This is a genomic window from Microbacterium jepli (genome assembly GCF_047237905.1).
Lineage (GTDB): Bacteria > Actinomycetota > Actinomycetes > Actinomycetales > Microbacteriaceae > Microbacterium.
The window spans coordinates 103529-121935 of record NZ_JBDFLW010000003.1; the positions used below are offsets into that span (position 1 = coordinate 103529).

The following is an 18407-nucleotide window of genomic DNA, read 5'->3' on the forward strand; positions in this document are numbered from 1 at the left end:
ACCTGCCCCCTCCCCGGATAAACGCGATTCCTGCGCAGAAACACGGCGTCGCGGCGTTTCCGGGCCGCGATCGCGTTTATCCGGGGCACGAAGTGCGGGTCCCGAAGCCCGCGGGCCGTCAGCGCGGCAGGCGGGGGACGGCGGCGACGAGGGCGCGCGCGTAGTCGGTCACCGGAGACGACAGGATGCCGCGGGTCGGCCCCTCCTCCACGACGCGACCGTCGCGCAGCACCACGGTGCGCTCGCAGACCGCCGCGACGGCGCCCAGGTCGTGCGAGACCATGACGATCGCCAGGCCCTGCTCGGCGCGCAGGCGGGCGAGCAGATCGATCACCTGCACGCGGGTCGTGACGTCCAGCGCGCTGACCGGCTCATCGGCCAGGAGCACCCGCGGGCGAGAGACGATCGCGCGGGCGATCGCGATGCGCTGGCGCTGGCCGCCGGAGAACTCGTGGGGGTACCGGTCGCGCACGTCGACGGGCAGCCCGACCGAGGTCAGCGCCTCGGCGACCCGGGCGCGGGCGTCCTCTCCGCGCGCGAGGCGGAGCGCGCGCAGCGGCTCCGCGACGGTCTGCTCGATGCGCAGGCGCGGGTCGAGCGAGGAGTACGGATCCTGGAACACCGGCTGCACGCTGGCGCGGAAGCGGCGCATCGCCGCGCGATCGCGTACGCGCAGCGGCGAACCGTCGAAGAGCACCTCGCCGCGAGACGGCACGTCGAGCCCCAGCAGCAGGCGCAGGATCGTCGACTTGCCCGCCCCGGACTCGCCGACCAGGCCGACGGCGCCGCGCTCCTCGACCGCGACCGAGACGCCCTGCAGCACCGGGCGCGAGCCGTAGGAGAAGTCCGCGTTCCGCAGCTCGAGGATCGGTGGTCGCTGCGCGCTCATGCGGCACCTCCGTCCGACCCGTGACCCGCGGCATCCGGATCGGGCACAGCACCCGTGGCATCCGAATCGGCACCCGCGGCATCCGGATCCAGCGCATCGTCGAGGGCACGGGCGCTCGCGACGAGGGCGGCGGTGTACGGATGCTGCGGCGCCCGCAGCACGTCGCCCACCGGTCCGCTCTCCACGACGCGGCCGCCGCGCAGCACCGCGATGCGCTCCGTCATGCGCGAGACGACCGCGAGGTCGTGGCTGACGAACAGGAGTGCCATGCCGCGATCGGCCACGAGGCGCTCGAGGAGAGTGAGCACCGCATCCTGCACCGTCACGTCGAGGGCCGTCGTCGGCTCGTCGGCGATGAGCAGGCGCGGCCGGGCGGCGAGGGCCATCGCGATGGCCACGCGCTGGCGCTGGCCGCCGGAGAGCTCGTGCGGATAGGCCCGGGCGACGCGCGGGTCGGTCAGGACGACCTCGGCGAGGGCCTCGCGGACGGCGTCGCGCAACGCCGCCCCCCGGAGCCCGAGGTGGCGCCGCAGCGGCTCGGCGATCTGCGCCCCGACGCGCATCAGCGGGTCGAGGGCGGTGAGCGGCTCCTGGAACACGACCTGCGCGACCGGTCCGCGCAGCGGGCGCAGCGCGCGGTCGCCCGCACCGACCACCTCGTGGGTGTCGAGCAGCACCGAACCGGAGACCCGCAGCGCGTCGGGCAGCAGTCCGACGGCGGCGAGGGAGGTCAGCGACTTGCCCGAACCGGATTCGCCGATCAGGCCGACGCGCTCGCCGGCACCGACCGAGAGCGAGACGTCGTCGACGAGCACCGTGCCGGCGGCGCGGACGGTGAGGCCGGAGATCTCGAGCAGGCTCATCGCGCCCTCCGCCTCGTCGGGTCGGTCAGGTCGCGAAGGCCGTCGGCGAGGAAGTTGACGCCGAGCACGAGCACGATGACGGCGATGCCGGGGGCGATCGCGCCGACCGGGGCGGTCAGCACGGTGCCCTGCGCCTCCTGCAGCAGGCGGCCCCATGAGGCGTTGGGCGGCGGGGCGCCGAGACCGAGGTACGACAGGCTCGCCTCGGCCAGCACGGCGACCCCGAACTGCAGCGCCAGGCTCACCATAAGCGTGGGCGCGATGTTCGGCAGCACGTGGTCGCGGACGACGGCCCACGTGCTCGCGCCGCTCGTGCGCGCGGCCGTCACGAACTGCTCCTGGAGCACACGTCGCGCGAGGATGCGGCTGAGGCGCGCGACGACCGCCGACATCGCCAGGCCGATCGCGAGGATCGCCGACCACAGCGACGGTCCCTGCACGGCGACGACGAGCATCGCCAGCAGCAGCACGGGGAAGGCGATGACCACGTCGAGCGCGGCCGAGAGCGTGTCATCGAGCCAGGGGCGGGCGAGGGCGGTGAGCACGCCGATGAGCGTGCCCAGGACGCCGGAGATCAGCACCGCCCCGAGGCCCACCACGAGCGCGATCCGGGCGCCCACCATCAGCTGCGACAGGAGGTCGCGTCCGAGGCGGTCGGTGCCGAGCAGGTGCGTGGCGCTCGGGGGCGACAGTCGTCCGCCGCCGAGCTCCGACAGCGGGTAGGGAAGCCAGACGAGCGAGACGAGGGCGATCACCACGATGAGCGCCGTGAGCGCGATGCCCAGCACGAGCGTCGGCCGACGGCGCCGGGTGCGGCGACCGGGGGCCGCGGCATCCTCGATGTACTCGGGCGTGACGACCTCGCTCATCGGTTGCCCGAGACGCTCGTGCGCAGGCGCGGATCGACGAGGCGCTGCACGATGTCGGCGGCGAAGCCGACGAGCAGCACGAAGAGGGTGCTCACGACCAGCACGCCCTGGATGTTCGCGAAGTCGTGCTGCTGGATGCCCGTGAGCAGCATGCTCCCGAGCCCGGGCAGGGTGAAGACGCTCTCGACGACCACGGCGCCCAGCAGCGTGGTCGATAGCTCGATGCCGAGCACGGCGATGACGGGCACGGCGCCGTTGCGCACGCCGTGGCGCAGCAGCGCCTCGGTGCGGCCGGCTCCGCCCGCTCGCGCGGTGCGCAGATAGTCGCTGCCGAGCACGTCGAGCGTGGCCGAGCGCACGTAGCGGCTCAGCGACGCGCTCATCACGATCGCGATGGTGATGACGGGAAGGGTGAGGGAGCGCAGCGCGTCGGCGGGGTCGCGCCAGTCGCGGCGGGGGAAGCCGCCGGAGGGGAGGAGGCCGAGCTGCAGGGCGAAGATCCACACCAGCACCACGCCGACCCAGAACACCGGCACGGCGACGCCGAGTTGCGAGAAGCCCGACAGCGCCACGCCGTACCAGCGGTCGCTCTTCACGGCGGCGGTGATGCCGACGACGAGCGAGACCAGGAGCGCGAGGCCGAAGGCGAGCAGGGTGAGCGGGATGGTGATGGCCATGCGCGCGCCGATCTCCTCGCCCACGGACCGCCCGCTGATGAACGAGTCGCCGAGGTCGAAGCGCACGAGCTGCCCCGCCCACGTGGCGAACTGCTGCAGCAGCGGCTGATCGGATCCGACCTGCGCGCGCGCGGCGGCGATCTGCTCGGGCGTCGCGTCGACGGACAGCAGCGCGTTCGCGGGGTCGCCGGGCAGCAGCCGCAGCAGCACGAAGATGACGATCAGCGCCACCGCGAGCGAGAGCACGAGGAAGGCCGACCGGCGCAGGAGATAAGAGGGCATGGGATCCGAAATGCAGGATGCCGCGGCCGCGAGGTGCGGCCGCGGCATCCCGCGTTCACTCAGGACAGGACGATGTCGTAGACGTAGAACTGCGAGTTCAGGCCGTTGACGGGGTAGCCGCTGAGGTCGCTGGAGGCGACCACGATCTGAGGGTAGAGGTAGAGCCAGGCGCTCGCCGCGTCGGCGGCGATCTGCTCGTTCACCTTGCGCAGCAGCTCGGTCTGCTCGTCGGTGGACGCGGCCTGCTCGGCCTCGCTCACCCATTGCGTCACCTGCGGGTTGTCGTAGCCCCAGTAGAAGTCGGGGTTTCCGTACCAGACGACGTCGCGGTCGTTGACGTGCTCCTGGAGCGTGGCGGTGAAGTCGCGCTCCTGGAAGACCTTCGTGTACCACTCGTCGGCGCTGATCGTGTTGATCTCGACGGTGATGCCGACCTCGGCGAGCTGCGACTGGAGGAACTCCGCCACGGCGGGGTGCGGGTCGTAGCTCGGGGTGTCGAGCGTGAAGGTGAACCCGTCGGCGTAGCCGGCCTCGGTGAGCAGCTGCTTCGCGAGGGCGGGGTCGTAGGGGTTCACATCGGTGAGGTCCTCGTACCAGGGGTCGGTCGGCGGCACCATCGAGCCGATGAGCGTGCCGTAGTCGCCCCAGATCGAGGAGAGCAGCTGCTTCCGGTCGATCGCGGAGTAGACGGCCTTGCGCACCTGCGTGTTGTCGAACGGCGCCACGCGGTCGTTGAAGGCGAGGAGCTCCTTGGTCGTGGAGGTGCCCTCGCTGACCGTGTACGCGTCGTCGTTCTCGAACTGGGTCAGGGCGTCGGGGCTCTGGATGCTGGTGATGATGTCGATCTCGCCGGTGCGCAGCGCGTTGGCCTCGGCCGTGGCATCGGTGAAGTACGTGAAGACGACCTCGGCGTTCTTCGCCGCCTCGCCCCAGTAGCCGTCGAACCGCGTGAGGGTCAGGGTGCTGCCCTGGCGCCACTCGTCGAGCGTGTAGGGCCCGGTGCCGTCCTCCTTCGCGGTCAGGTCGCCGGCGTCGGTGTTGACGATCCAGACGTAGCTGAGGTTGTAGAGGAACGAGATCGAGCGATCGGCCAGCGTGAAGACCACGGTGCGGTCATCGGGCGTCGCGATGTCGGCGATCTTGCCGAAGCTCGACTTGCGGGCCGACTTGGAATCCTCGGCCGTGACGGCCTCGACGCTGTTCTTCACATCGGCGGAGGTGAGGGCCTTCCCGGAGTGGAAGGTGACGCCCTCGCGGAGCGTGATCGTGTAGGTGAGGCCGTCGTCGCTGACCTCGGAGCCCTCGGCGAGCAGCGGCTCGACCTGTCCGTCGTCGGTGAGCTTGAAGAGGCCCTCGTAGACGTTGCCGTTGAACGCCTCGGTGATGCCCTGGCCACCGCCCTGCGTGTTGCTCAGGTTCTGCGGCTCGTAGAGCGAGCCGACGGCGATGGTCGCGTCGCTGCTGTCGCCCGACGTCGAGGCGCTGTCGCCGCCGGCGGCGCAGCCGGCGAGCACGAGTGCTGCGGCGACGACCGTCGTCAGGGCGATGAGGGGTCTTTTCATGGGCATGCTCCAGGTGCTGATGCGCGGGGGTGCTGTGGTGTGGGGGATGCCGCGGCTCAGGCCGCGTAGATGTCGAAGCCGTCGCGGAACACGACGTTCTTCTCGCCCGCGCGCACCGGGAAGGCGAAGCGGTTGGAGGCCGGGGGCAGCGGGCAGTTGTACTGCGCGGAGAAGCCGCAGGGCGGGACGAACGCGCGGTTGAAGTCGAGCGTGACCGGGATCGGACCGTCGGGGGAGGCCGCGGCATCCGTCTCGACGAAGAGGAAGCGTCCGGAGCCGTACGTCTCGACGCCGTTGGTCTCGTCGCCGAAGACGAGGAGGAGCGTGCCGCCGTCGTCGAAGGCCGCCAGCGTGACGTCCTGGCCCTGGATCGTCGCGTGGATGTCTCCGGGGACGACGAGCTCGCGCGTGCCGCCGTTGTCGCGGATGTGCTCGAACGGCACCGTGCGGCCGACCGAGACGGGCGTGAACTCGCCGAAGACGACCCACTCCGGGTCGTAGGGGTAGGCGTCGATGCGGTCGAAGGCGCGGATGGCGGGGGCGTCGGCGTCCCAGAAGCGCAGGCCCTGCTCGGGCGCGCCGGTGTCGAGGTGCGTGCGCGTGAGCGGCGTCACCTGCACCGTGGGGCCTGCCGCGGCGCGGGCGGCGTCGATGTCGGGGAGGTCGCCGGTCCAGCGCGTCTCCACGAGGGAGAGGTTGCCGGTCGCGGACGTCACCGCGCGGGTGCGGTCCTGCAGCCAGGAGGCGTGGTCGTCGGATGCGGGCATGGTGGGACCATTCTCGTTTTCGCGGGGGAGGGCGACGCAATCGGGCGTCATGAAGGGCAATACCGGGCGACGTCCGGGTATTCCCGACCCGGCCCACCCCCCGCGCGCGTCCAGGCCGCGGGGAGGGTCAGGCGGTGACGCGCGCCCCCGTGCGACGCCGCCACCCGACGACGATCGAGCCCACGACGATGAAGGCGATCGAGATGAGGATCACGTAGATGACGACCGAGCCCCAGCCGCCCGGGTTGTTCGGGTTCAGGAACGGGTACGGGTACCAGAAGGGCTGGTCGTTGGCCGGGTTCGTGATGAGCGGTCCGCGGAGCAGCGTGTAGACCACCCAGACGATCGGGAACACGATGATCGCCAGCACGCGCGACCAGGGGAGCGAGCGGCGGGCAGGGCCGAGGAAGACGTCGGCGAGGAGGAACAGCGGGCCGATGAGGTGCATCGTCTCGTTCGACCACGGGATCGGCTCGCTGCCCTGCGGCAGCGTGATGCTGCGCAGCAGGGTGTTGTAGACGAGGCCGGTGATGATCATGTACGTCGAGACGCACGCGATCGCGGTCGCCAGCCCCGCCGGCTCGACCAGTCGCGTCCCGTCGCCCTCGAACGCGTCCGCACCGGGCCGGCGGCGGACGAACCACACGACCGAGATCAGCAGCACGACCGCCGCGAGCACGTTCGAGAGGATCGTGAAGAAGCTGAAGAAGTTCGTGACGATCGTGAGCATGTCCTTGCCGTCGGCCGCGGCGGTGGCCAGCGACTTGCCGAGCTGCGCGAACACGGCGGCGAGGATCACGACGGCCATCACCGCGCGGAGCGCGGTCCAGAGACGGGCCCAGGCGAGGGTGCGGGTCATGCGCTCACCATATCTGCCTCGCTCGCGGCCTCGGTAGGATGGGGTGTACCGTCCGCGACACGGGGGAGCACCCATGCCAGGCATCGTCATCGTCGGAGTGCAATGGGGGGACGAGGGCAAGGGCAAGGCCACCGATCTCCTCGGTGAGCGCACCGACTGGGTCGTCAAGTTCAACGGCGGCAACAACGCCGGTCACACGGTGGTGATCGGCGACGAGAAGTACGCCCTGCACCTGCTGCCGTCCGGCATCCTGTCGCCCGGGGTCAACCCGGTCATCGGGAACGGCGTGGTGATCGACCCGGAGGTGCTCTTCGCCGAGCTCGAAGCGCTCAACGCCCGCGGCGTCGACACCAGCCGGCTGAAGGTGAGCGCGAACGCGCACCTCATCACCCAGTACCACCGCACCCTCGACAAGGTGACGGAGCGCTTCCTCGGGAAGCGCATGATCGGCACCACCGGCCGGGGGATCGGTCCGGCGTACGCCGACAAGATCAACCGCGTCGGCATCCGCGTGCAGGACATCTTCGACGAGAACATCCTGCGCCAGAAGGTCGAGGGCGCCCTCGACCAGAAGAACCACCTGCTGGTGAAGGTCTTCAACCGCCGCGCGATCGCGGTCGACGAGATCGTCGACGACCTCCTGTCGTATGTCGAGCGCCTCCGGCCGATGGTGTGCGACACCGGGCTTCTCCTGAGCGGCGCACTGGACGCCGGCGAGGTCGTCGTCTTCGAGGGCGGTCAGGCCACGATGCTCGACATCGACCACGGCACGTACCCCTTCGTGACGAGCTCGTCGGCGACGGCGGGCGGGGCCTCCACCGGCTCGGGTATCGGACCCAACCGCCTCGACCGCATCGTCGGCATCGTGAAGGCCTACACGACGCGCGTCGGCTCCGGACCGTTCCCGACCGAGCTGTTCGACGCGAACGGCGACTTCCTGCGCTCGCGGGGGTTCGAGTTCGGCACGACGACCGGCCGCCCGCGCCGTGTCGGCTGGTACGACGCCCCGATCACGCGCTACGCGACCCGGATCAACGGCATCACCGATCTCGTGCTGACCAAGCTCGACATCCTCACGGGTCTAGACGAGATCCCCGTCTGCGTCGCCTACGACGTCGACGGCGTGCGCTACGACGAGGTGCCGGTCAACCAGTCCGACTTCCACCACGCGACGCCGATCCTGGTGAACCTCCCCGGCTGGAAGGAGGACATCTCCACGGCCCGCATGTTCGAGGACCTCCCGAAGGCGGCCCAGGACTACGTGCTGACGCTCGAGGAGATGAGCGGCACCCGCATCTCGGTCATCGGCGTCGGCGCGGCACGCGACGCGGTGGTCGTGCGCCACGACCTCCTGGACTGATGAGGTTCTGGCTCGGCTCGTACACGTCGGACTCCGGCGGCCGTGCCACCGGCATCGGCGCGCTCCGGGCGGGCGAGCCCGACGTCGCGTCGGCCGGCGGCCCGCTGTCCTTCGTCGGGACCGCGGCCGCGGCAGCGTCCCCGTCGTGGCTGGCGCAGCATCCGACCCTCGACGTCGTCTACGCGACGCTCGAGCACCGCGGGCAGGTGGCGGCGTTCCGCCGGACGGGCCTCGACTCCTTCGCGCCGCTGGGCACGCCGGTCGACGCGGGCGAGGCGGTCTGCCACGCGGCCGTGGCGCCCGACGGCCACACGCTCGTGGCCAGCTGCTGGGGTGACGGGCGCGTGGTGCGGATGAGTCTGGATGCTGCGGGCACGCCCTCCACGCCGGTGATCGCCGCGGCGGCCGCCGATCCGTTCGCGGGTCCGGTCGATCCGTTCGCCACCACGGGCGACGGAGCGTCGGGGGAGTCGTTCGCGGGCACGGAAGGTGCGGCCATGGCCGCCGGCCTGTTCACCGTCCCGGGCATGGGGGTCGGTCCGTCCGCCCTCGATGCGGAGCTCGCCGCGGCATCCCGTGCCCTGCGAGCGGCGGCGGGCGACGAGTACGCGCACCTCGTGCCCGAGTACGACCTCGCCGAGGACGCGGTGGCCGAGGCGGCGCCGCCGGTCGCCGAGGGGGTGCCGGAGCGGGTGTCGCGCGCGCATGCGGCGGTGCACCTCCCAGACGGGCGCGTCGCCACGACCGACCTGGGCTTCGACCTGGTGCGGTTCTGGCGGATCGGCTCGACCGGCATCCGTGCCGACGGCGAGGTCGTGCTGCCGCGGGGATCCGGTCCCCGGCACATGGTGCTGCACCCCAGCGGTCATCTGCACGTGCTCGCGGAGTACTCGCGCGAGGTGTTCACCCTCGCGACCGGCCCCGACGGACGGTGGCGACTGCTCGGCGGAGTTGCGGCCTCGGCCCTGACGATGGACGGCGACACCGGCGCGGAGCTCGCGCGCTCGCACGACGGTCAGTTCCTGTACGCCGGCATCCGCGGATCCGACACCATCGCGACGCTGCGGGTGCGCGGCGAGGGCGACCGGCTCGAGGCCGTCGCTCTCGTCGACGCGGGCGTCACGTGGCCGCGTCATCACCTCGTGTCGCGCGACATCCTGCTCGTGGCCGGAGAGCGATCCGACGACGTGGTGTCGCTCACCCTCGACATCCGCACGGGCGTGCCCGGCCGGGTGCGCTCGCGCACCGAGGCCCCGTCGCCCACGCGCATCCTGCCCGCGCGGCGCTGAGCCGCGGCATCCGGGTCAGATCTTGGCGTCCTGCCGCGGCAGGAACACCTGCTTGATGATCAGCAGGATCGACGCCGTCACGGGGACGGCGATGAGGGCGCCGAGGAGTCCGAGCAGGGTGCCGCCGATGAGCGCGCCGATCACGACGAGCGAGCCGGGGATGGAGATCGCCTTCGACATCACCCTCGGCGTGAGGACGTAGGCCTCGACCTGGATGTAGACGAGGTACGCGATGCCGAAGATGAGCGCCGCGAGAGGGCTCGTGAACAGGGCGAGCCCGGTGCCGAGGATCCAGTAGAGCACCGGACCGACCAGCGGGATGATCGTGATCGCGAAGGCGATGACCCCCATCAGGAGCGGGAACGGCAGCCCCAGGAAGAGGTGCAGGAGGAAGGCCACCACGGAGTTGAAGAAGGCCAGGATGACCATGCCCATGAGGTAGCTGCCCACGGAGTCGGTGATCTGGGTGGTGAGGTCGCGCACCCGCGAACGGTTGCGGGCCGGGGCGAAGCGGGTGAGCGACTCCTTGATGCCGGGCAGGGAGGCCACGAAGTACAGGGTCAGCACGACCACGATGAGGGCGCCGGAGACGGCCTCGGCGATGTTCGCGCCCACCTTGAGGATGCCGCCGGAGATGGCGGCGATGTTCGCCGGGTTCGTGGCGAAGGTCTGCAGGTCGTTGACCAGCGATCCGAGGCCGTCGCCGAAGATGCCCTCGAGCCAGTGGAAGATGTCGGAGTCGCGGAAGTCGTTGATGGTGGCGGGGATGCTCTGGATGAAGCCGGTGACCTGAGCGATGAAGGTCGGCACGACCAGCCACAGCAGGCCGGCGATGAGACCGCCGAACACGGCGAAGACGATCGTGATGCCCCACGGACGGGCGATGCCGCGGCGGGCGAGGAACTTCACGATCGGATCGAGGCCCAGCGCGGCGAACATGGCCAGGGCGATGTAGATCAGCACCGTGGAGATGCTGCTGACCGCGAAGCCCAGGACGAGCGCGAGCAGGCCGCCGAGGGTGAGCAGGAATCCGGCGGCGAAAGGGCTGTCCAGGTGCGCCCAGAACGGCCGGCCGCCCCGGTCGGTCGCCGCCGTGGCGGCCGCCATGACCACCCCGGTGTCGGTGCTCACGCCGGACGAGTCGGCTCCGGGCGAGGGGGCGGGGGTGGCGTCGCTCATGGACACACTCTAGGTGCGCACCTCGGCGCGCTATCGTCGGGAGTCCGAGGAGGATGCCATGACCGACACCGCCGATCCGATGATCACCCTGCAGCGACTGCGCGCGAGCATCGACAACATCGACGCCGCCCTCATCTTCATGCTCGCCGAGCGCTTCCGCTGCACGCAGCAGGTCGGCGTGCTCAAGGCCGAGCACGGCATGCCCGCCTCCGACCCCGACCGCGAGCAGACCCAGATCGCGCGGCTGCGCAGTCTGGCCGAGGACGCCGACCTCGACCCCGAGTTCGCCCACAAGTGGTTCACGTTCGTCGTGTCGGAGGTCATCCGCCACCACCGGAGCGCGGCCGAAGGGGCGTGAGCCTGCGGACGGCGCGGACCAGTCAGAGCGTGATGATGCCGGTGTCCGCCCGCCGGTCCTCGGATTCGGTCACGCGCTGCGTGACGCCTTCGCGGGCCAGTGCGGCGCGGCGTCGGGTGATGCCGATCATCCACTCCGCGGGGGTGTGCCGCCGGGGACGCCCCGCGGCGGTCTCCCAGATCTCCACGAACACGTCGGCGAGCACAGCTGCCGCTACCCGCTCGTCCGGGATGAGGGCCAGGAGCAGCCCGTAGACCTTCGGCGACAGCGCGTCGTACAGGCGGGCGAGGCACTGCGCATCTGCGGCGGCGACGCCGTCCAGCAGCGCCCCCAGGCCGCCGTCTGCGGCGGAGTCGGTGGCGGCGAGGGGGTCCATTGAAGGATCGTGACATGTCGAGCTCGGGAAAGATGCCGCTTGCTTCACGACCCCCGCTCGGCTAGGCGCTCGTGTGAGAACGCAGCGGTCGTGCGCGGGTTCAGGGCACGGCGCGACGGAGGGTGAGGAACGAAGAGGCCGCGAGCGCCGCGTTCAGCACCAGGCCCCAGACGGCCAGCCCCAGCGCGCCCAGCGCGACGAATCCCTCGGCGACCGTCGCCCACGATCCGGTGGCGGTGATCAGCCAGGCCAGCGCCACCAGCACCGCGGCGGTTCCGATCAGCGTGGCCGTGGTGGCCAGCGGGCCGAAGCGCTTGTAGATGGTCGCCGCCCAGAAGCCGACGACGAAGAACAGCATCGCGATGGCGAAGAAGACGACGCCCGCACCGAGCGGTCCCGCCTCCCACACCCAGGGCAGGTAGAAGAAGTAGCCCTCGATGCCCCAGCCGCGGGTGGCCTGCTCCACGAGCCCGCCGAGCACGAAGATCACCGACAGGAGCACGGAGGTGATGCCGGCCGTCACGAGCGTGCCGACGTAGAACTCCCGGCGGGTGACGCTCATCGCCTGCGAGAACGGGAAGGTGAGGGTCAGCGCCTGCACGCCGACCACGCCGAAGTACCACAGCGGCGCCTGCGCCCCACCGCCGTACTTCGGGGTGGTCACGCCGACCGAGAAGAGCAGCGCGTACACGGCGAACGCGATGGCGAACGAGCCGAGCAGCACGATCACGGGCACCCAGATGTAGGTCTGGCGGTTGATCAGCTGCATGCGGACGACGTTGAGCGTGCGGGTCATCGTCCCGCTCCTTCCTGCGCGGAGGCGCGTGCGGGCGCCTCGTGGTCGGACGGGTCGGCGGAGTCGCCGGACGCGGAGTGCTGGGTGGTGCGGACGATCAGCTGCTGCAGCGACACCGGCGCGACGTCGAGCCCGGCCTCCGCCAGCCCGCGACGGTCCTCGGCGGTGAGGGCTCCGAGCACCGTGACCGACACGGTGCGGCCGAGGCTCTCGCGGTGCACGACCTCGCGCCCGGCGGTGAAGGCGTCGACGGCGGCCGCGTCGCCGACGATGTTCGCGGCGCGCTCGCGCACCGATTCGGTGTCGTCGTCCATGAGGATGCGGCCGCGGTCGATCACGAGCACGCGCTCCAGCAGGTTCGACACCTCGTCGATCAGGTGGCTGGAGAGGATCACCGTGCGCGGGTGCTCGGCGTAGTCCTCCAGGAGACGGTCGTAGAAGATCTGCCGGGCGACGGCGTCGAGTCCCAGGTAGGGCTCGTCGAAGAAGGTGATGTCGGCCCGCGCCGCCAAGCCGATCACGACGCCGACCGCCGAGAGCTGCCCGCGGGACAGCTTCTTGATGCGCGTCTTCGCCGGCAGCTGGAAGTCGTCCACCAGTCGGTCGGCGAGATCCTGGTCCCAGTGCGGGAAGAACAGCCGCGCCGTGTCGAAGGCGTGCTTCGGCAGGGCGTCGTCGGGGTAGCGCTGGCTCTCGCGCACGAAGCAGATCCGTCCGAGCACGTCGCTGTTCTCGTAGGGGTCCTGTCCGAAGACGCGGACCCGGCCCGACGTGGCGAAGTTCTGGGCCGTCAGGATGGACATCAGGGTGGTCTTGCCGGCCCCGTTGCGGCCGAGGAGCCCGGTGATGCTGTCCTTCTCGATCGAGAACGAGACCTCGTCCAGGGCGAGCGTGTCGCGATAGCGCTTGGTGAGGCCCTCGACCTCGATGACGGCGCTCATGAGGCGCTCCTTCCGGTGATGGCGGATGCTGCGGCGGCGCGATCGCGGATGAGTGCCGCGAGGTCGTCCGGGCCGAGCCCGAGCTTGCGCGCCTCGACCAGCAGCGGATCGACGAAGCGGTCGCCGAACGACGTGCGTCGCTCGGCCAGCAGCAATTCGCGCGCACCGGGTGCGACGAACATGCCGACGCCGCGTCGCTTGTAGAGCACGCCTTTGTCGACGAGCATGTTGACTCCCTTCCCGGCGGTCGCCGGATTGATGCGGTGGAACGCGGCGAGCTCGTTCGTCGACGGGGCCTGACCCTCCTCGGGCAGGCTGCCCTCGATGATCGCGTCTTCGACGCTCTCGCTGATCTGCAGGAAGAGCGGTCGGCCCTCGTCGATCACGTGCACCTCGTTCAGTGGTTCATTACTTGACTGACTAACCATGCAACGGGGATCGTGCCGCTGTCAAGGGCAGTCCTGCGGCAGCGGCCCTGAGCCCGTCCGTCGCCGAGAGAATGGGTCTATGGGTCGAGACCGCAGCACCACGGCGGCGCCGCCGTCGAAGGTCTGCGCCTCGTGCGGGCGCGAGATGCAGTGGCGCAAGAAGTGGGCGTCGAACTGGGACGAGGTGCGCTACTGCTCCGACGCCTGCCGCCGCCGCGGCGTGAGCAGCGTCGACGAACGCCTGACCGCGTCGATCCGCGAGCTTCTGGCGAAGCGCGCCCAGGATGCCACGATCTGCCCGTCGGAGGCGGCCCGCGCCGTCGGCGGCGAGGAGTGGCGCGACCTGATGGAACCCGCCCGTCGCGCCGCGCGCCGGCTGGTCGCGGAGGGTGAGGTCGAGATCACGCAGCGCGGCACGGTGGTCGACCCGTCGACCGCGAAGGGTCCGATACGCATCCGCCGCGCGCGCTGACGCGACTCGCGCCGGCGCTCAGCGAGAAGTCCGGCGCTCAGCGCGAGCCGGCGCTCCACGCGAGTCCGGCCGGCGCTCAGCGCCAGGTACGGCCATTCAGTGCGAGGGCTTGGGGTGGACGACGCGGCCGGGAGCCGTCACCGGCGCCGCAGACGGGCGGACGGATGCCGGTGGCACCGGCCGACGCTCGGTGTCGGCTGCCGTCGCTCCGGCGGCGGGGGTGGCCGCGGCATCCGTCGATGATGCGGCCTGCCGTGGGGGCGCGGCGTCCGTCGTCCCGGTGGTGAGCTCGAGCGCCACCTTCTTCTCCAGGACGTCGATCGCCTCGTCGGACACGGAGATCAGTCCGTCGAGCTCCTCGCGCACGCGCCGGTAGGCGAGCTGACGCTCGGCGGGCGTGGCCGCCTGGTCGATGGCGACGGTGAGCAGCTGCTTCGCGGTGTCGAGACGCTTGCGCTCGGCGTCGCTGAACGAGGAGTCGCGGATGCGCCGCGCGTCGCGCTCGGCGACGTCGAAGGCGACCTCGTAGTCGGTGACGGCGGCGCGGTACTCGGCCAGCTGGTCCTTCGCGATGCGGACGTCGACGGAGTCGGGCCGCAGGCCGTCGGCGATCTTCTTGGCGCGGAGGAAGGCCGCCGTCAGCGGCTGGCGGCCGTCGCTCATCGCGGGGAACGCGATGAGCTTCGCGACGTCGAGCTCGTAGTCGAGCCAGCGGTGCGTGACGTCATCGTGCGCAGCGAAGAGCTTCTGCAGCTGCTGGCGGTGCGGCGCCTCAGCCTCCGGCGCCGCGGCGGGTGCCGTCGCGATGGCGCCCGTGCGTGCGACGCGCAGCTCGGCCTTCGCCCGCATGACCTCGAGCCGGCGCTCGTGACGTGCGCGCGCTCCGCGCTCCCACGCCTTGGCGGCACCACCGGCGACCCCCATCAGGGGGAAGATGATCCACCAGAAATTCCACCACTCCACGGGGCCATGCTAGACCGCGCCGGAATGGGGGAGTCCGGATCAGGGACGCTTGTCAGGTCGCCGTCCGCCCCACGCGGCGGCGGCCCGTGCGACGGCCTCGGCGGTGCGTGACGCCCCGTCCCAGATGTCCTTGGCGACGTCGCCCCAGGCCTCGCCCCGGCCGTCCGCGCCGCCGCTGCCGGGGCCGGCCGGGCGCGTGCGGCCGCGGGCCTCCTGCTCGGCGGTGTCGAACGTCTGCCGCAGGCGACGGACCGCGTCGCGGTAGGCGGCATAGGCGGACGGCGTCGTGCGGGCGTCGGATGCCGACGGACGCAGCCACTGCGCCTGCGACTGGGCCTGCAGGAACGCCGACAGTGCGGGATTGCGCACGTCGCTCATCGACGGGTAGGCGATCGCCAGGGCGGGATCGGTCTCGTAGGCCATCCACCGCACGAGAACGGCGTCGTGCTCGCGCATGAGGCGGGTCAGGGGGTGGAACTCGCGGGCGGATCCCACCGGAGGCATGGTCGAGCGGGCAGCCTTGACGGCGGCCCGGCGCGCGCGGACGTCGGCCGCCGACGCCTTCACCTCGCGCTGCGCCACCTGCAGCCGGCGCTTGGCTCCGGCCAGCGCGGCGGGCACGACGGACTGCGCGCGGGTCTGGTCGGCCTGCAGCCGCAGGAGGTCGGCCTGCGCGGCCTGCACCTCCGCGCGGCCGCGGACCGCGGCATCCCGAGCCTCCTGGAGGTCGTGCAGCGCGGCATCCAGCTCCAGGCGACGTGCGGCGCCGCGGGGCATGGCGCGGTGCGGCTTCAGGCGGCGGTTCACACGCAGACCCACCAGGGTCGCGGCTCCACCGGCGACGGCGGTGGGGGCGACCCACCACCACTGAGCCAGAAGGAGCAGCGGTTCCATCTCCTCATGCTAACCGCCGCCCTTCGGGGCGGGGAGGGACGTCAGCCGAAGGGGAGGGCCGTCAGCCGAGGGGGAGGGACGTCAGCCGAAGAGGAGGGCGATGACGGTCGCGCCGCCGCCGACCAGGATGAGGGCGACGATCACCACCCACGCCACGATCTTGACGCGGCGCTGGCGTACGGCGTCGAAGCCGGCGTACTCGTCGTCATCGGACACGGGCGTCCCCTTCCACAGGCTCGGTCACCGTCGGGCCGAAGGCGGCCGGCAGCGTCGCGGTCGACAAGGCACGCAGCTCCGGCGTGGTGAGCGTGAAGACGTCCTGCACCTCGAGGGCCGAGGAGCCGTCCTCCGCCACGTCTGTCACGCCGATGCGCAGCACGGGGTAGCCGCGGCCGTCGCACAGCCCGCGGAACTTGACGTCGTCCTCTCGCGGCACCGACACGATGACGCGACCGGTGGACTCCGCGAAGAGGGCGGCTGCAGCATCCACCCCGTCGCGCTCCATGATCTCGCGCAGCCAGACGCGCGCTCCGACGCCGAAGCGCAGCACGGCCTCGGCGAGGGCCTGGGCGAGACCGCCCGACGACAGGTCGTGGGCGCTGGAGATCAGCGACTGCTGGGAGGCCGCGTGCAGCAGCTGCGCGAGGCGCTTCTCCTGCGCGAGGTCGACCGCGGGCGGCCGACCGCCGAGGTGGCCGTGGATGGTGCCGGCCCACTGCGATCCGCTGAGCTCGGTGGCGGTGACGCCGAGGAGGTAGATGTTCTCGCCGGCGTCCTGCCAGCCGCTCGGAACGCGGCGGGCGACGTCGTCGATGATGCCCAGCACGCCGACGACGGGGGTCGGGTGGATCGGCACGTCGCCGGTCTGGTTGTAGAAGGAGACGTTGCCGCCCGTGACGGGGATGCCGAGCTCGAGGCAGCCGTCGGAGAGTCCCTCGACGGCCTGGCTGAACTGCCACATGACCTCGGGGTTCTCCGGGCTGCCGAAGTTCAGGCAGTCGGTGACGGCCGTGGGGATCGCGCCGGTGACGGCGACGTTGCGGTACGCCTCGGCGAGGGCGAGCTTGGCGCCCTGGTAGGGGTCGAGCTGACAGTACCGGCCGTTGCAGTCGGTCGCGATCGCGAAGCCCAGGCCCGACTCCTCGTCGACGCGCACCATGCCGGCGTCGTCGGGGAAGCTCAGGGCGGTGTTGCCGAGCACGTAGTAGTCGTACTGGTTGGTGACCCACGAGGTGTCGGCGAGGTTGGGGCTGGTCAGCAGCTTCACGAACTCGTCGCGGAGCGTCTCGGGGTCGCTCGAGCGGGGGAGGGCGGCGGCGGAGTCCTCGCGCAGCGCGTCGATCCAGGTCGGGTAGGCGACGGGGCGCTCGTAGACCGGCCCGTCGACGGCGACGGTGGAGGGGTCGACGTCGACGATGCGCACGCCGTGCCAGTCGATGACGAGACGTCCGTCGCCGGTGACCTCGCCCAGCACGCTCGTCTCGACGTCCCACTTGCCGACGACGGCCAGGAACGCGTCGAGCTTCTCGGGCGCGACGATCGCCATCATGCGCTCCTGCGACTCCGACATGAGGATCTCCTCCGCCGTCAGCGAGGGATCGCGCAGCAGCACGTCGTCGAGCGAGACATGCATGCCGCTGTTGCCGTTGGCGGCCAGCTCGCTGGTCGCGCACGAGATGCCGGCGGCGCCGAGATCCTGAATCGCCTCGACGAGGTCGTCGCGGTAGAGCTCGAGGCAGCACTCGATGAGCACCTTCTCGGCGAACGGGTCGCCGACCTGCACCGCGGGGCGCTTGGTGGGGCCGCCCTCCGAGAAGGTGTCGGAGGCGAGGATGGATGCTCCGCCGATGCCGTCGCCGCCGGTGCGGGCGCCGAACAGCACGACCTTGTTGCCGGCGCCGGAGGCGTTGGCGAGCTTGATGTCCTCGTGGCGCATGACGCCCACGGCGAGGGCGTTGACGAGCGGGTTGGCCTGGTAGACCGAGTCGAAGACCGTCTCGCCGCCGATGTTCGGCAGTCCGAGGCAGTTGCCGTAGAACGAGATGCCCGACACGACGCCGTGCACGACGCGCGCGGTGTCGGGGTCGTCGATGGCGCCGAAGCGCAGCTGGTCCATGATCGCGACCGGGCGCGCACCCATCGAGATGATGTCGCGGACGATGCCGCCGACGCCCGTGGCCGCGCCCTGGAAGGGTTCGATGTAGCTCGGGTGGTTGTGCGACTCGACCTTGAAGGTGACCGCCCAGCCCTCGCCGACGTCGACGACGCCGGCGTTCTGGCCCATGCCCACCATGAGGCGGGTCTTCATCTCGTCCGAGACCTTCTGGCCGAACTGGCGGAGGTAGATCTTGCTCGACTTGTAGGAGCAGTGCTCCGACCACATGACGGAGTACATCGCCAGCTCGCCGCTGGTGGGGCGGCGGCCCAGGATCTCGCGGATCTTCGCGTACTCGTCGGGCTTGAGGCCCAGGGCCGCGTACGGCTGCTCCTTCTCCGGAGTGGCTGCGGCGTTGTCGACGGAGTCGATGACGGGAACGGATGCCGCGGCCGCGGCGGGTGCTGAGGGGCTGGTCACGCGGCTGA

At 71.2% G+C, this 18407-nt stretch carries 20 protein-coding genes; 4 read left to right on the top strand and 16 right to left on the bottom strand.

The features are described 5' to 3' along the window. Positions 1-118: 118 nt before the first annotated feature. The 7 genes from ABC304_RS01140 to ABC304_RS01170 form a co-directional block, all read right to left on the bottom strand. A complete protein-coding gene (locus ABC304_RS01140) occupies positions 119-889 on the bottom strand; it encodes an ABC transporter ATP-binding protein (protein ID WP_412928488.1) in 771 nt (256 codons plus the stop codon). Further along, on the bottom strand, positions 886-1752 hold the full coding sequence (locus tag ABC304_RS01145) for an ABC transporter ATP-binding protein (RefSeq protein WP_412928489.1): 867 nt from the start codon (positions 1750-1752) through the stop codon (positions 886-888). The genes ABC304_RS01140 and ABC304_RS01145 overlap by 4 nt, the downstream gene beginning before the upstream one ends. Beyond that, positions 1749-2621 (bottom strand): ABC transporter permease, encoded by an 873-nt coding sequence (locus ABC304_RS01150; protein ID WP_412928490.1) that lies wholly within the window; start codon positions 2619-2621, stop codon positions 1749-1751. Before ABC304_RS01150 ends, ABC304_RS01145 begins: the two co-directional genes overlap by 4 nt. Next, positions 2618-3580 carry an ABC transporter permease gene (locus ABC304_RS01155; protein WP_412928491.1) on the bottom strand — a complete coding sequence of 321 codons (963 nt, stop codon included), beginning with the start codon at positions 3578-3580 and terminating at the stop codon, positions 2618-2620. The genes ABC304_RS01150 and ABC304_RS01155 overlap by 4 nt, the downstream gene beginning before the upstream one ends. 59 nt (positions 3581-3639) lie before the next feature. After that, positions 3640-5142: an ABC transporter substrate-binding protein gene (locus tag ABC304_RS01160; RefSeq protein WP_412928492.1), complete on the bottom strand. Its 1503-nt coding sequence runs from the start codon at positions 5140-5142 to the stop codon at positions 3640-3642. Positions 5143-5198: 56 nt separating this feature from the next. Beyond that, a complete protein-coding gene (locus ABC304_RS01165; RefSeq protein WP_412928493.1) occupies positions 5199-5909 on the bottom strand; it encodes a DUF1684 domain-containing protein in 711 nt (236 codons plus the stop codon). Between the two features lie 127 nt (positions 5910-6036). Then, the gene (locus ABC304_RS01170) at positions 6037-6768 is read right to left on the bottom strand and encodes a Pr6Pr family membrane protein (protein WP_412928494.1); all 732 of its coding nucleotides are present in this window, start codon (positions 6766-6768) and stop codon (positions 6037-6039) included. Positions 6769-6841: 73 nt separating this feature from the next. Here ABC304_RS01170 and ABC304_RS01175 point away from each other — a divergent pair, with 73 nt between their 5' ends. Further along, entirely contained in the window at positions 6842-8128 is a 1287-nt protein-coding gene (locus ABC304_RS01175; RefSeq protein WP_412928495.1) for an adenylosuccinate synthase, read from the top strand. Then, on the top strand, positions 8128-9417 hold the full coding sequence (locus ABC304_RS01180; RefSeq protein WP_412928496.1) for a lactonase family protein: 1290 nt from the start codon (positions 8128-8130) through the stop codon (positions 9415-9417). The genes ABC304_RS01175 and ABC304_RS01180 overlap by 1 nt, the downstream gene beginning before the upstream one ends. Before the next feature lie 15 nt (positions 9418-9432). On the opposite strand, the gene ABC304_RS01185 is transcribed toward ABC304_RS01180, so the two are convergent. Then, entirely contained in the window at positions 9433-10596 is a 1164-nt protein-coding gene (locus ABC304_RS01185; protein ID WP_412928497.1) for an AI-2E family transporter, read from the bottom strand. Between the two features lie 58 nt (positions 10597-10654). On the opposite strand from ABC304_RS01185, the gene ABC304_RS01190 reads away from it, so the two are divergent. Then, positions 10655-10954, top strand: coding sequence for a chorismate mutase (locus ABC304_RS01190; protein ID WP_315268049.1), 300 nt, complete (start codon positions 10655-10657; stop codon positions 10952-10954). A gap of 22 nt (positions 10955-10976) precedes the next feature. On the opposite strand, the gene ABC304_RS01195 is transcribed toward ABC304_RS01190, so the two are convergent. From ABC304_RS01195 to ABC304_RS01210, 4 genes are all read right to left on the bottom strand, one after another. Then, positions 10977-11330: a sigma-70 family RNA polymerase sigma factor gene (locus ABC304_RS01195; protein ID WP_412928498.1), complete on the bottom strand. Its 354-nt coding sequence runs from the start codon at positions 11328-11330 to the stop codon at positions 10977-10979. A 100-nt stretch (positions 11331-11430) separates the two neighbouring features. Further along, positions 11431-12126, bottom strand: a complete 696-nt coding sequence (locus ABC304_RS01200; protein WP_412928499.1) for a hypothetical protein — start codon at positions 12124-12126, stop codon at positions 11431-11433. Then, entirely contained in the window at positions 12123-13067 is a 945-nt protein-coding gene (locus ABC304_RS01205; RefSeq protein ID WP_412928500.1) for an ABC transporter ATP-binding protein, read from the bottom strand. The genes ABC304_RS01200 and ABC304_RS01205 overlap by 4 nt, the downstream gene beginning before the upstream one ends. After that, positions 13064-13453, bottom strand: a complete 390-nt coding sequence (locus tag ABC304_RS01210; protein WP_412928501.1) for a GntR family transcriptional regulator — start codon at positions 13451-13453, stop codon at positions 13064-13066. Before ABC304_RS01210 ends, ABC304_RS01205 begins: the two co-directional genes overlap by 4 nt. A gap of 121 nt (positions 13454-13574) precedes the next feature. Between ABC304_RS01210 and ABC304_RS01215 the strand changes: the two genes are divergently transcribed. After that, positions 13575-13967 (top strand): DUF3253 domain-containing protein, encoded by a 393-nt coding sequence (locus ABC304_RS01215; RefSeq protein WP_412928502.1) that lies wholly within the window; start codon positions 13575-13577, stop codon positions 13965-13967. 96 nt (positions 13968-14063) lie between these two features. Here the strand turns inward: ABC304_RS01215 and ABC304_RS01220 are convergent, their stop codons facing one another. The 4 genes from ABC304_RS01220 to purL form a co-directional block, all read right to left on the bottom strand. Continuing rightward, positions 14064-14930 carry a hypothetical protein gene (locus tag ABC304_RS01220; protein WP_412928503.1) on the bottom strand — a complete coding sequence of 289 codons (867 nt, stop codon included), beginning with the start codon at positions 14928-14930 and terminating at the stop codon, positions 14064-14066. A gap of 39 nt (positions 14931-14969) precedes the next feature. After that, the gene (locus tag ABC304_RS01225) at positions 14970-15824 is read right to left on the bottom strand and encodes a hypothetical protein (RefSeq protein ID WP_412928504.1); all 855 of its coding nucleotides are present in this window, start codon (positions 15822-15824) and stop codon (positions 14970-14972) included. 81 nt (positions 15825-15905) lie between these two features. Continuing rightward, positions 15906-16040 (bottom strand): hypothetical protein, encoded by a 135-nt coding sequence (locus tag ABC304_RS01230; RefSeq protein WP_277600948.1) that lies wholly within the window; start codon positions 16038-16040, stop codon positions 15906-15908. Beyond that, the gene (gene purL, locus ABC304_RS01235; protein WP_412928505.1) at positions 16030-18399 is read right to left on the bottom strand and encodes a phosphoribosylformylglycinamidine synthase subunit PurL; all 2370 of its coding nucleotides are present in this window, start codon (positions 18397-18399) and stop codon (positions 16030-16032) included. The genes ABC304_RS01230 and purL overlap by 11 nt, the downstream gene beginning before the upstream one ends. Positions 18400-18407: the final 8 nt, after the last annotated feature.